Genomic DNA, 13196 nt, shown 5'->3' on the forward strand with positions numbered 1-13196 from the left:
GTCGCGCCGGGGCGGGGAGCAGGTCTCGGCCGGTCTGCCGTCCCGGCCGGGACCGTGGCGCGCGCGGGGGTCAGGAGATCCGGACCCGGGTGTCGGTGCGGACCTGGGCGGCGATCGTCGCGCCCTGGTCGATGCTGACGGTGCCGCCGGTCACGACGGTGGTGCCGTCCACGTAGGCCACCATCGCCACGGTGCTGCCGTCGCCCCAGATGCAGATCGGGAACTTCACCGACATGCCGTCCTCGCTGGTGTCGAAGATCTGGCACTCCATGACGGCCCCGTCGTCCAGGCCGGCCGGGGTGACCGCCTGCGGGCTGCCGACGGCCTTGCCGTCACCGGAGGTGGCGCTGGAGCTGCTGCTGTCGATCTGCGCGAACGCGGCGGCCACCGCCTTCTGCGGGTCGGCCACCGTGCCGTAGGCGCCGATGAAGTCGATGCGCTTGGTGGAGCCCTGCTGGTACTCCGCCTGCACGTCGTGCGCCCCGGTCATACCGGGCACGTCGTCGAGGCTGCCGCTGTCGCCGGCGTCGGAGTCCTTCTGCTTGGTGTAGTCGCCGGCCACCGTCTGCGGCGTGGTCAGCTTGTACTTCTGCGCGGACGGCCCCCCGCCACCGGTGCCGCCCGAGCCGGAGTTGGCGACCACCAGCACGATCACCACCGCCACCACGACCACCGCGGCGATGACGCCGACGATCAGGCCGGTCTTCTTCTTCGGCGGTGGCGGCGGCACCATCCAGCCGCCGCCGGGCTGCTGCCCGTAGGGGCCGGCCTGCTGGCCGTACGGTCCGGGCTGCTGCGGCGGCACCTGGCCGTACTGCGGCTGCTGCCCGTACGGACCGGGCTGCGGCGGCTGCTGCTGGGGGTAGCCGTACGGTCCGGGCTGCTGGGGCTGCTGCGGGCCGCCGCCCTGCTGCGGGTAGCCGTATCCGGGGGGCGGGCCGGGTTGCTGGGGCGGCCCGCCGTAGGGGTTCGGCGGCGGCTGGTTGAAGCTCATGGGCTTCGGTCCCTCCCGTTGATTCTTATCCGCTTCACATCCTTCCCGATGAGCCGACCCCCTGGTAACCCGGGGGAGGTGCGCGGTTACAGCTTCAAACCGGTTCGGAGACCTTCCCGTGCCGCCCTAGAATCGGTGCCGTGACCGACATGAACCAGCGCCCCGGCGGCGACGCCCCCAGCAGCCCGGAACATCTGCCGACCCAGTTCTCCCCGGCCGACGTAGAAGGGCCGCTGTACGAGCGCTGGGTGGAGCGCGGTTACTTCGAGGCCGACGCCAAGAGCGACAAGCCGCCCTACACGATCGTCATCCCGCCGCCGAACGTCACCGGCAGCCTGCACCTGGGCCACGCCTTCGAGCACACGCTGATCGACGCCCTGACCCGCCGCAAGCGCATGCAGGGCTTCGAGACGCTGTGGCAGCCGGGCATGGACCACGCCGGCATCGCCACCCAGAACGTCGTCGAGCGGGAACTGGCCAAGGAGGGCAAGTCCCGCGACGACCTGGGCCGCGAGGCGTTCATCGAGCGCGTGTGGCGCTGGAAGGGCGAGTCCGGCGGCCAGATCTCCGGCCAGATGCGCCGCCTCGGCGACGGCGTCGCCTGGTCCCGCGAGCGGTTCACCATGGACGAGGGCCTCTCCCAGGCCGTCCAGACCATCTTCAAGAAGCTCTACGACGACGAGCTGATCTACCGCGCCGAGCGCATCATCAACTGGTGCCCGCGCTGCCTGACCGCCATCTCCGACATCGAGGTGGAGTACCAGGACGACGACGGCGAGCTGGTCTCCATCCGCTACGGCGAGGGCGACGACGCCATCGTGGTGGCCACCACCCGCGCCGAGACGATGCTGGGCGACACCGCCATCGCCGTCCACCCCGACGACGAGCGCTACCGCCACCTGGTCGGCACCGAGGTCGAACTCCCGCTCACCGGCCGCCGCATCCCGATCGTCGCCGACGAGCACGTCGACCCGCAGTTCGGCACCGGCGCGGTCAAGGTCACCCCGGCCCACGACCCCAACGACTTCGAGATCGGCCGCCGGCACGACCTGCCGTCGATCACCGTCCTCGACGAGCACGCCGTCATCACCGCCCACGGCCCCTTCCTGGGCCTGGACCGGCTGGAAGCCCGCTCCGCGATCGTCGCCGCGCTGCGCGCCGAGGGCCGGATCGTCGCCGAGAAGCGGCCCTACAGCCACTCCGTCGGGCACTGCTCGCGCTGCCGGACCACCATCGAGCCGCGGCTGTCCATGCAGTGGTGGGTCAAGGTCGGCCCGCTGGCCACGGCGGCCGGCGACGCGGTCCGCGACGGGCGGGTCACCATCCACCCCAAGGAGATGGAGTCCCGCTACTTCGGCTGGGTCGACAACCTGCACGACTGGTGCATCTCACGGCAGTTGTGGTGGGGCCACCGCATCCCGGTCTGGTACGGCCCCGACGGCGAGACCGTCTGCGTCGGCCCCGACGAGCAGCCGCCGTCCGGCGAGGGCTGGCGCCAGGAGACCGACGTCCTCGACACCTGGTTCTCCTCCGGCCTGTGGCCGTTCTCCACCCTCGGCTGGCCGGAGCGCACCGAGAGCCTGGAGAAGTTCTATCCGAACTCCGTGCTGCTGACCGGCTACGACATCCTGTTCTTCTGGGTCGCGCGGATGATGATGTTCGGCCTGTACGCGATGGACGGCACCCCGCCGTTCTCCACCATCGCCCTGCACGGCATGGTCCGCGACCAGTTCGGCAAGAAGATGTCGAAGTCGTTCGGCAACGCCGTCAACCCGCTGGACTGGATGGACACCTACGGGTCGGACGCGCTGCGCTTCACGCTGGCCCGCGGCGCCAACCCCGGCACCGACGTGCCGATCGGCGAGGACTGGGTCCAAGGCTCGCGCAACTTCGCCAACAAGGTCTGGAACGCCACCCGCTTCGCGCTGATGAACGGCGCCACCGTCGAGGGCGAACTCCCGCCCGTGGCACGGCAGTCGGCGACCGACCGGTGGATCCTGTCGCGGCTGGGCGCGGTCGTCGCCGAGGTCGACGCGTTCTACGACGACTACCAGTTCGCCAAGCTGGCCGACAGCCTCTTCCACTTCGCGTGGGACGAGGTCTTCGACTGGTACGTCGAACTGTCCAAGACCACCTTCCAGGCCGGCGGCGAGGCGGCCGACGCCTCGCGCCGCGTGCTCGGCGAGGTGCTCGACGTCACGCTGCGGCTGCTGCACCCGGTGATGCCGTTCGTCACCGAGACGCTGTGGACCACCCTCACCGGCGGCGAGTCCGTCGTCATCGCCGACTGGCCGCGGGCCGCCGCCTTCCGCGACCCGGCCGCCGAGGCCGAGATCGCGCTGGTCAAGCAGGTCGTCACCGAGGTGCGCCGGTTCCGCGCCGACCAGGGCCTCCAGCCCGGCCAGCGGGTCCCGGCCCGCCTGGAGCTCGACGGCACCCCGCTCGCCGCCCACGAGCCGGCCATCCGCGCCCTGCTGCGCCTCCAGCCGGCCGGTGCGGACTTCGCCGGCACCGCGTCCCTGCCGGTGGCCGGCGCCGTCGTCACCCTGGACCTGTCCGGCGTCATCGACGTCGCCGCGGAGCGCAAGCGGCTGGCGAAGGACCTGGCGGCCGCCGAGAAGGAGCTGGCGCAGACCTCCGCCAAGCTGGGCAACGAGGCGTTCATGGGCAAGGCCCCGGAGAAGGTGGTCGACGGCATCAGGACCCGCCGGGCCACCGCCGAGGCCGACATCGCCCGCATCACCGCCCAGCTCGCCGCGCTCCCGCAGGCCTGACCCACCGCCCGCGCGGGGCCCGCAACGGCTCCCGCGCGGGCCTGACCGCTGACGGCGCGGGCCGCTGACGGCATGGGCCCGACCGCACAGGCCCGACCGCGCGGACCAGGCCGATCGCGCAGGCCCGCCCCGGCTCCCGCGCGGGCCCGGCCCGCTGACCGCGCAAGCCCGCCCGCGCGAGCCTGACCGCACAAGCCCGCCCCGCCGCTGCGCCCGCACCGGCGGCCCGTGTCAACCCCGTGCCCCCGCCCCGCCCACCCCGGCGGTGCGGGGGCACGGCGTTTCGCATCCGCCCCCGTCCGTAGACTGGGCGCCGTGAGCCAGCACCCCGACGACGACGCAGCGGCGGCCTTCGACGACATCGTCGACACCGAGACCGACCGGGACCCCGACCTCGCGGTGATCGAGGCGGGCAGCCGGACCCTGCGCACCGGCGCACCGCTCGACGCGCCCACCGAGACCGCCGCCCGGCCCCGCACCCCGCAGGAGGCCGAGGCGCTGCGCGCCGTGGAGGCCGACCTGGCCACCCGCTGGGGCGAGACCAAGATGGAGCCGTCGAAGGACCGCATCGCGGCCCTGATGGACATCCTCGGCGAACCGCAGCGCGCCTACCCGGCCATCCACATCACCGGCACCAACGGCAAGACCTCCACCGCCCGCATGATCGAGACGCTGCTGCGCGCCTTCGAACTGCGCACCGGCCGCTACACCAGCCCGCACGTGGAGTCGGTGACCGAGCGGATCAGCCTGGACGGCGAGCCGATCTCCGTCGAGCGGTTCGTGGCCACCCACGCCGACGTCAAGCCCTACGCCGACATGGTCGACGCCTCCCAGCCGTACCGCCTGTCGTTCTTCGAGATGCTGACCGCGATGGCCTACGCGGCGTTCGCCGACGCGCCGGTGGACGTCGCGGTGGTCGAGGTGGGCCTGGGCGGCGAGTGGGACGCCACCAACGTCATCGACGGCCAGGTCGCCGTCGTCACCCCGATAGGGCTGGACCACACCGACAAGCTGGGCTCCACGCCCGGCGAGATCGCGGTGGAGAAGTCCGGGATCATCAAGCGCGGCGCCACCGCGGTCATCGCCCAGCAGCCGGCCGACGCGGCCACCACGCTGCTGAAGCGGGCCGTCGAGGTGGACGCCACCGTGGCGCGCGAGGGCATGGAGTTCGGCGTCACCCACCGCGAGGTGGCCGTCGGCGGCCAGATGCTGACGCTGCGCGGGCTCGGCGGCGAGTACGAGCAGGTCTACCTGCCGCTGCACGGCGCCCACCAGGCGCACAACGCGGCCGTCGCGCTGGCCGCGGTCGAGGCGTTCTTCGGCATCGGCTCCACCCGGCCGGGCCGCCTGCTGGACCTGGACACGGTGCGCGGCGCGTTCGCCGCCGTCACCTCGCCGGGCCGCCTGGAGGTCGTGCGGCGCAGCCCGACCGTGGTGCTGGACGCCGCGCACAACCCGCACGGCGCGCTGGCCGCGGCCGCCGCCGTCCAGGAGGCGTTCGGCTTCAGCCACCTCGTCGGGGTGATCGGGGCCAGCGCAGACAAGGACGTGCGCGGGGTGCTGGAGGCGTTCGAGCCGATCATGGCCGAGGTCGTGGTGACCGCGAACACCAGCTTCCGCGCGATGGACGCCGACGCCCTGGCCGCGCTGGCGGTCGAGGTCTTCGGCGCCGACCGCGTCCAGGTCGAGCCCCGGCTGGACGACGCCCTGGAGGCCGCCATCACCCTGGCGGAGGAGGAGGGCGAGTACGCGGGGGCCGGCGTGCTGGTCTTCGGTTCCGTGATCACCGTGGGAGAGGCCCGGCTGCTGCTGGGCCGGAAGTGAGTCCTCGATGCGAACCCTGTGCGCCTCCACGCTGATCGGCGAGGCCTTCGTCATCGGCTTGGCCGGCCTGGTCGCCATGAACCTGTCCGGCTACCCGGCGTCCACCGTGTGGGCGGTGTGCGGCAGCGCGATGGTGCTGTGCGTCCTGCTGTGCGGCCTGGTCACCCGCCCCGGCGGCGTCGCCGTCGGCTGGGCGCTCCAGGCCGGCCTGGTCGTCTCCGGCATCGTCGTGCCGCTGATGTACGTCCTCGGCGTGGCGTTCGCCGCCCTGTGGTGGACCGCGGTGCACTTCGGCCGCAAGATCGACGACTTCAAGCGGCAGCACGAGCAGCCGGCCGCCGACCCGGTCACCGCCGCGCCGTAGGACGTGACGGCCGGGCGCCGCGCGGCCGCGGGGGCCCGCGGCGGGCGCTGATCATCGCCGTGGCGACGCCCGGTAGGGTCGCACAGCGATACGCGACCGTCTCAACGTCAAGGAGCCGCAACCATGAGCCAGCGTTCCCTCGTCCTTCTCAAGCCCGACGCCGTACGGCGCGGACTGGTCGGCGAGCTCATCGGCCGCGTCGAGCGCAAGGCGGGCTGGAGCCTGAAGGCGCTGGAACTGCGCGAGCTGGACCGCGCCACGCTGGAGCGGCACTACGCCGAGCACGTGGGCAAGCCGTTCTACGAGCCGCTGGTGGAGTTCATGTCCTCCGGCCCCGCGGTCGCGCTGGTCGTCGAGGGCGAGCGGGTCATCGAGGGCCTGCGCGCGCTGGCCGGCCCCACCGACCCGATCGCCGCCGCCCCCGGCAGCATCCGCGGCGACTTCGGCACCATCGTGCGCGAGAACCTCATCCACGCCTCCGACTCCGAGGAGTCCGCGCGGCGCGAGATCGGCATCTTCTTCCCCGCCCTGGTCTGACCGGCCGACGAGCCGGCCACCGGGACCGGACGTTCCTGACGCACGGTCGGACGGTGCCGCCGATTGACATCGAGGATCAATCGGCATGACCCGGCGCGTGGCGGGAACCATTAACGTCGATCCGGCGTCACCAATACGGGGGACCGTAGACCGCGCCGCAGACACCGACCGAAGCGCACCTCACGCCCGGCCCGTCGCAGCGCACTTAAGATGAAAGCTCGACTGCGGGTTTCCGCGGGATTCCGCAGCACCTCATCCCGCCGCGCCCTGAAAAACCCCCATCGTTCCAGTCCGGGAAGGCCAGACGTATCCTCATGGCGAACAACATGTCGTTCATCGGTCGTGACATGGCTGTCGACCTCGGCACCGCCAACACGCTGGTGTACGTCAGGGGTCGCGGGATCGTCCTCAACGAGCCCTCGGTCGTCGCCATCAACACCAACACCGGCGGCATCCTCGCGGTCGGCGCCGAGGCCAAGAAGATGATCGGCCGCACCCCCGGCAACATCGTCGCGGTCCGCCCGCTCAAGGACGGGGTGATCGCCGACTTCGAGATCACCCAGCGGATGCTGCGGTACTTCATCGTCAAGATCCACAAGCGCCGCTACCTCGCCCGCCCCCGGGTCGTGGTCTGCGTGCCGTCCGGCATCACCGGCGTCGAGCGCCGTGCCGTCATCGAGGCGTCGCAGCAGTCCGGCGCCCGCCAGGTGCACATCATCGAGGAGCCGATGGCCGCCGCGATCGGCGCCGGGCTCCCGGTGCACGAGGCCACCGGCAACATGGTCGTCGACATCGGCGGCGGCACCACCGAGGTCGCCGTCATCTCGCTCGGCGGCATCGTCACCGCCCAGTCCATCCGGGTGGCCGGCGACGAGATGGACAACGCGATCATCCAGCACATCAAGAAGGAATACAGCCTGCTGCTCGGCGAACGCAGTGCCGAGCAGATCAAGACCACCATCGGCTCCGCCTACGAGGTGGACGACGACGAGCACACCGAGATCCGCGGCCGCGACCTGGTCAGCGGCCTGCCCAAGACCGTGGTCATCTCCGCGGCCGAGGTCCGCAAGGCCATCGACGAACCGGTCAACACCATCGTCGACGCGGTCAAGACCACCCTCGACAAGTGCCCGCCGGAACTGTCCGGCGACATCATGGACCGCGGCATCGTCCTGACCGGCGGCGGCGCCATGCTCCGCGGCCTGGACGAGCGGCTGCGCCGCGAGACCGGCATGCCCATCCACGTCGCCGAGAACCCGCTGGACTCGGTGGCGCTCGGAGCCGGCAAGTGCGTCGAGGAGTTCGAGGCCCTCCAGCAGGTGCTGGACTCCCAGCCGCGCCGCTGACACCCGGCCGGGCCACTGCCCGGCGGCACCGCGGCTCGTTGAACGGTATGACGGCCCGTCCGGCCCCCACCCGGCCGGACGGGCCCACCCCAGCTACGACATCGCTGACCGGCCTCGGCCCGCGGGCGGACCGGTCCGACGAGGAAGGCACGGCCGCCGCACGTGAGGGACACTCGAGAGAGCCGCCTGCTCTTGGTTCTACTGGTCGTCATCGCGTTCGCGCTGATCACCGTGGACATCCGCGGCGGTGACGCCTCCCCGCTGGGCAGCGCCCGCAGCGTGGCCGCCGGCGTCTTCGGCCCGGTGGAGAACGGTGTGGCGTCCGCCGTCAACCCGGTCGGCAACGCCATACAGGCGGTCCGCGACTCCGGGACGCGGCACAACGAACTCGCCTACTACCAGCGGCAGAACGAACTGCTGAAGGCGAAGCTCGGCGACAGCGACACGAACCGCAACCGCGCCCGGGAGCTCGACACGATGCTCCGGGTGGCCGGCGCCGGCCAGTACGGCATCAAGGGCGCCCAGGTCATCGCGATAGGGGCGGCCCAGAACTTCTCCTGGACCATCACCATCGACGCCGGCAGCGCCGACGGCATCCGCCGCGACATGACCGTGCTCAACGGCGACGGGCTGGTCGGCCGGGTCACCACCGTCAGCTCCTCCACCGCCACCGTCCTGCTGGCCTGCGACCCCGACTTCACCGTCGGCACCCGGCTGGAGGACTCGATGGAACTGGGCTTCGGCACCGGCCAGGGCGACCGGCCGATGAAGGTCCAGCTGCTCAACGGCAACGCCAAGGTGCACCTCGGCGAACGCCTGGTGACCTTCGGCTCGCAGAACGACGAGCCGTTCGTGCCCGGCGTGCCCATCGGCACCGTCGTGCGCATCGACCCGGCGGCCGGCGGCCTGACCCGCACCGTGGAGGTCAAGCCGTTCGCCGGCTTCACCCGGCTCGACGTCGTCGGCGTCGTCGTGGTCCCGCCGCGCAAGGACCCGCGCGACACCGTGCTGCCGCCCGCCCCGCACGCCAAGCCCACCCCGACGGTCACCGTGACGGCCTACCCGTCCGGCGCGCCGTCCGGAGCCCCCTCGGGCAACCCGTCCTCGTCCGCCTCCGACGGTGGGGAGCGCTGAACCCATGCGCGTCAACCGGATCGTCCTGTCCGCGGCCCTCGTGGTCGTCGCCCTCGTACTCCAGGTCAGCGTGCTGGCCCGGCTGCACCTGCCCGGCGCGGTGCCCGACCTGCTCATGCTGGTCGTCCTCGGCCTCGCCCTCACCTACGGCCACGTCGCCGGCTGCCTGGTCGGCTTCGGCGCCGGCCTGCTCGCCGACCTTGCCCCGCCCGCCGACCACGCCGCCGGCCGCTACGCCCTGGTGCTGTGCGTCGTCGGCTACGCGGCCGGCCTGCTGCGCCCCGACGGCGGCCAGACCCGGTCCGCGGTCATGCCGCTGGCGGTGGTCGCGGTCGCCGCGATCGCCTCGACCCTGCTGTACGCCGGCGTCGGCGCCCTGGTCGGCGACACCGCCGCCCGGCACGTCGGACTGGTCAAGCTGCTGTTCACCGCCACGATCTACGACCTGCTGCTGGCGCCGTTCACCGTTCCGTGGATCATGAAGCTGGCCCGCCGGCTGGACCGCGACCCGCTGGCCGGCGACACCCTCGGCGGCTCCGGCAACTCCCCGATCCGCTGGGTCAGCACCTCCGGCCGTTCCGGCACCGGTCTCGGCCCCCAGCGTGGCGGCCTGCTGAAAGGTCTGAAGAAATGACCCGCCCCCTCAACGGAAGCGCCGCGCGCTCATGAGCAACATCCCGGAGACCGGGCGGACCACGCGGGTCAAGATAAGGCTGGTCATCCTCCAGATCCTGGTGGTGTCCCTGCTGCTGACCCTCGGCGGACGCCTGTGGTTCCTCCAGATCCGCGACGGCCAGCAGTACACCGCCGAGGCCAACAGCAACAACATCCAGCAGGTCGTCGTCCCCGCCGTGCGCGGGTCGATCCTGGACTCGCGCGGGGTACCGCTCGCCGACAACGAGACCAAGCTGGTCGTCACCGTCAGCCGCACCTCGATGCTGTCGCAGGAGGACGGAGGCGTCTCGGTCCTGACCCGGCTGGCCGGCGTGCTGGGCATGACGTACCAGCAGATCGCCGACAAGGTGCGGCTGTGCGACGCCAAGACGCCGCCGCCGTGCTGGAACGGCTCGCCCTACCAGCCGATCCCGATCACCGACACCGCCACCACCCAGCAGGCGCTGCAGATCATGGAACGCCGCGAGGACTTCCCCGGTGTCGCCGCCCAGCCCACCGCGGTCCGCCACTACGGCAGCCCCAGCGGCGCCAGCGCGGCCCAGGTGCTCGGCTACACCGCGCCGGTGACCGACCAGGAGATCCAGTCGTCCATGAAGGACGGCCAGCCGACGCTGACCCGGTCCGACCAGGTCGGCGCCTCCGGCCTGGAACACACCTACGACAGCCAGCTGCGCGGCACCGACGGCATCACCCGCTACACCGTCGACAACCGCGGCCGGGTCATCGGTGAGGCCAACGACACCCCCGCCAAGGCCGGCTCCACCCTGGTCACCAGCATCGACTCCCGGGTCCAGGCGCTCACCGAGCAGCAGCTCAACCTCGCGATGGTGGACGCCCGCAAGACCTACGACCCGGTGACCCACAAGAACTTCAAGGCCGACTCCGGCGCCGCGATCGTGATGAACGTGCACACCGGTCAGATAATCGCCATGGCCAGTGAGCCGACGTACAACCCGAACGAGTGGGTCGGCGGCATCTCGGAGAAGGACTACAAGGCCCTCACCGGCGCCGCCTCGGACTACCCGCTGCTCAACCGGGCCATCCAGGGCCAGTCGGCGCCCGGCTCGACGTTCAAGGTGGTCTCCACCTCGGCCGCCGCCCAGGCCGGCTACGACCTCGGCGCCAGCGACTACCCCTGCACCTCCAGCTTCAACATCGGCAGCCAGGTCTTCCACAACGACGAGAACGAGAGCTACGGCAACATCAGCATCGGCCGCGCGCTGGAGGTCTCCTGCGACACCGTCTTCTACGGCCTGGCCTACCAGCAGTGGCTCAAGGACGGCGGGAACCACCCCAAGGACCCCAAGGACTGGTTCTACAAGACCGCCCACGAGTTCCAGCTCGGCCAGACCACCGACGTCGACCTGCCCGGCGAGGTCCCCGGCCGCATTCCGGACCGCAAGTGGAAGCAGGACTTCTACGACGCGATGAAGACCACGTGGTGCAAGGAGGCGAAGTCCGCCAAGCACGACTACGTCACCGACATCGCCCGCGAGGACTGCGCCGACGGCTACGTCATGCGCGCCGGTGACTCGGTCAACTACGCGATCGGCCAGGGCGACACGCTGGTCACGCCGATACAGGAGGCCAAGGTCTACTCGGCCCTCGCCAACGGCGGCACCCTCTACCAGCCGACCATCGGCAAGGCCGTCGTCAGCCCCGACGGCAAGAAGGTCTCGGTCATCAAGCCGAAGGCCGTCGGCCGCCTGCCCGACAGCAAGGCCACGCTGAAGTACATCAACCAGGCCCTCGAAGGCGTCATCACCGAGGGCACCGCCGCCTGGAAGTTCGGCGGCTGGCCGCAGGACAAGATCCCGCTGCACGCCAAGACCGGCACCGCCGAGGTCTACGGCAAGCAGTCCACCTCGTGGTTCTCCACGTACAGCAAGGACTACGCGATCGTCATGACCATCTCGCAGGGCGGCACCGGTTCCGGTGGCTCCGGCGAGGCGGTCCGCCACCTGTACGAGGCGCTCTACGGCGTGCACGGCAGCACCATCGACAAGTCCAAGGCGCTGCTGCCGAACCCGGAGGCCCCGCTGCCCAGGATCGGCGCCGGCGGCGTCGTCCAGCAGTCCTCCGACGTGCTGCCCGCCACCGCGCCGGCCCGGCTGCCGGCCGCCGACGCCACGTTCCTCAACACCCCCGGCGGCTCCGGCCTCCCGCCGGTGGCCGGCACGCTCGCCGCCCTGCCGCCGGACCGCAACGAGAAGCTGCTGCTGGGGCGGAGGTACCAGACGTGACCAGCACCAGCAGCTTCGGCGGCTACGCCACCCGCCGCTACACCCCGGACCGCGGCACCATCGGCCGGATGCTGGCGCGCGACTCCATAGTGCGCCGGATGGACTGGGTCATGATCGTCGCCGCGATCGTGCTGTCCGGCATCGGCTCGCTGCTGGTGTGGTCCGCCACCCGCGGCCGCACCGCCATCAACCACGGCGACCCGCAGTACTTCCTGATCCGCCACCTGATGAACCTGGCGATAGGGATCGCCCTGTCGATCGGCACCATCGCACTCGGCCACCGCCGGGCGCGCGCCATCATCCCGATCATCTACGGCCTGGCGATCCTGCTGCTGCTCGCGGTGCTGTCACCGCTCGGCTCCACCGTCAACGGCGCCCACTCCTGGATCGTCATCGGCGGCGGGTTCTCGCTCCAGCCCTCGGAGTTCGCCAAGATCGCGATCATCCTCGGCATGGCGATGATCCTGTCCGGCCGGGTCGACGCCGGCGACCAGCTCACCCCGGACCACCGCTCGGTGCTCCAGTCGCTGGGGCTGGCCGTGGTGCCGATGGGCATCATCATGATGATGCCCGACCTCGGCTCGACCATGGTCATGGTCGTCATCGTGCTCGGCATCCTGCTGTCCTCCGGCTCGCCCAAGCGCTGGGTCTTCGGCCTGATGGCGGCCGGTACGACCGGCGCCATCGCGGTCTGGCAGCTGCAACTGCTGAACAAGTACCAGATCGACCGGTTCGCCGCCTTCGCCAACCCGGCGCTCGACCCGTCCGGCGTCGGCTACAACACCGCCCAGGCCCGCATCGCCATCGGCTCCGGCGGCCTGCTCGGCAAGGGCCTGTTCCACGGCTCGCAGACCACCGGCCAGTTCGTGCCCGAGCAGCAGACCGACTTCGTCTTCACCGTCGCCGGCGAGGAACTCGGCTTCGTCGGCGCCGTGGTCATCATCCTGCTGATCGGCATCATCCTCTGGCGCGCCTGCCGCATCGCCCGCCAGGCCACCGACCTGTACGGCACGGTCATCGCGGCCGGCGTCGTCGCCTGGCTGTCCTTCCAGTCCTTCGAGAACATCGGCATGACCCTCGGCATCATGCCGGTCGCCGGCATCCCGCTGCCGTTCGTCAGTTACGGCGGATCATCGATGTTCGCGGTATGGATCGGCATAGGGCTCCTGCAATCGGTCCGCATGCAGCGCCCGGTCTCCGCATAGGTCACGGTCTCCGCAGCGCGCGCGTCCTCCGCGTGGCGTGCGGGGACGTACGAGGGCCGGCCACCGCGGCGTCGCGGGGGCCGGCTTTCGCGTTGCGGGG

The 13196-nt window shown here is 71.4% G+C and carries 10 protein-coding genes; 9 read left to right on the forward strand and 1 reads right to left on the reverse strand.

Annotated elements, in window-relative coordinates:
- Window positions 1–70: 70 nt before the first annotated feature.
- Window positions 71–994, reverse strand: coding sequence for a hypothetical protein (locus tag POF43_RS18905; protein ID WP_271322913.1), 924 nt, complete (start codon window positions 992–994; stop codon window positions 71–73).
- Window positions 995–1143: 149 nt separating this feature from the next.
- Here POF43_RS18905 and POF43_RS18910 point away from each other — a divergent pair, with 149 nt between their 5' ends.
- The 9 genes from POF43_RS18910 (at window position 1144) to rodA (ending at window position 13096) form a co-directional block, all read left to right on the forward strand.
- A complete protein-coding gene (locus POF43_RS18910; RefSeq protein WP_271322915.1) occupies window positions 1144–3768 on the forward strand; it encodes a valine--tRNA ligase in 2625 nt (874 codons plus the stop codon).
- A gap of 315 nt (window positions 3769–4083) precedes the next feature.
- Window positions 4084–5592 (forward strand): bifunctional tetrahydrofolate synthase/dihydrofolate synthase, encoded by a 1509-nt coding sequence (gene folC, locus POF43_RS18915; RefSeq protein WP_271322831.1) that lies wholly within the window; start codon window positions 4084–4086, stop codon window positions 5590–5592.
- Between the two features lie 7 nt (window positions 5593–5599).
- The gene (locus POF43_RS18920) at window positions 5600–5956 is read left to right on the forward strand and encodes a DUF4233 domain-containing protein (protein ID WP_271315674.1); all 357 of its coding nucleotides are present in this window, start codon (window positions 5600–5602) and stop codon (window positions 5954–5956) included.
- Between the two features lie 123 nt (window positions 5957–6079).
- Window positions 6080–6493: a nucleoside-diphosphate kinase gene (gene ndk, locus POF43_RS18925; RefSeq protein WP_271322830.1), complete on the forward strand. Its 414-nt coding sequence runs from the start codon at window positions 6080–6082 to the stop codon at window positions 6491–6493.
- A gap of 326 nt (window positions 6494–6819) precedes the next feature.
- The gene (locus POF43_RS18930; protein ID WP_271315677.1) at window positions 6820–7839 is read left to right on the forward strand and encodes a rod shape-determining protein; all 1020 of its coding nucleotides are present in this window, start codon (window positions 6820–6822) and stop codon (window positions 7837–7839) included.
- A gap of 162 nt (window positions 7840–8001) precedes the next feature.
- Window positions 8002–8973 carry a rod shape-determining protein MreC gene (gene mreC, locus POF43_RS18935; RefSeq protein ID WP_271315672.1) on the forward strand — a complete coding sequence of 324 codons (972 nt, stop codon included), beginning with the start codon at window positions 8002–8004 and terminating at the stop codon, window positions 8971–8973.
- Between the two features lie 4 nt (window positions 8974–8977).
- Entirely contained in the window at window positions 8978–9607 is a 630-nt protein-coding gene (mreD, locus tag POF43_RS18940; RefSeq protein ID WP_271315671.1) for a rod shape-determining protein MreD, read from the forward strand.
- A gap of 31 nt (window positions 9608–9638) precedes the next feature.
- Window positions 9639–11891, forward strand: coding sequence for a penicillin-binding protein 2 (gene mrdA / locus POF43_RS18945; RefSeq protein WP_271322829.1), 2253 nt, complete (start codon window positions 9639–9641; stop codon window positions 11889–11891).
- 68 nt (window positions 11892–11959) lie between these two features.
- Window positions 11960–13096: a rod shape-determining protein RodA gene (gene rodA, locus POF43_RS18950; protein ID WP_271315676.1), complete on the forward strand. Its 1137-nt coding sequence runs from the start codon at window positions 11960–11962 to the stop codon at window positions 13094–13096.
- Window positions 13097–13196: the final 100 nt, after the last annotated feature.

Source organism: Streptantibioticus silvisoli (genome assembly GCF_027947535.2).
GTDB classification, from domain to species: domain Bacteria; phylum Actinomycetota; class Actinomycetes; order Streptomycetales; family Streptomycetaceae; genus Streptantibioticus_C; species Streptantibioticus_C silvisoli.

Bases quoted from the DNA above. Each gene is read 5' to 3' on its own strand.
- mreD (WP_271315671.1), top strand. From the start codon at position 8,978: ATGCGCGTCAACCGGATCGTCCTGTCCGCGGCCCTCGTGGTCGTCGCC.
- mrdA (WP_271322829.1), top strand. From the start codon at position 9,639: ATGAGCAACATCCCGGAGACCGGGCGGACCACGCGGGTCAAGATAAGG.
- POF43_RS18905 (WP_271322913.1), bottom strand. From the start codon at position 994: ATGAGCTTCAACCAGCCGCCGCCGAACCCCTACGGCGGGCCGCCCCAG.
- POF43_RS18930 (WP_271315677.1), top strand. From the start codon at position 6,820: ATGTCGTTCATCGGTCGTGACATGGCTGTCGACCTCGGCACCGCCAAC.
- rodA (WP_271315676.1), top strand. From the start codon at position 11,960: ATGCTGGCGCGCGACTCCATAGTGCGCCGGATGGACTGGGTCATGATC.
- POF43_RS18910 (WP_271322915.1), top strand. From the start codon at position 1,144: ATGAACCAGCGCCCCGGCGGCGACGCCCCCAGCAGCCCGGAACATCTG.
- ndk (WP_271322830.1), top strand. From the start codon at position 6,080: ATGAGCCAGCGTTCCCTCGTCCTTCTCAAGCCCGACGCCGTACGGCGC.
- POF43_RS18920 (WP_271315674.1), top strand. From the start codon at position 5,600: ATGCGAACCCTGTGCGCCTCCACGCTGATCGGCGAGGCCTTCGTCATC.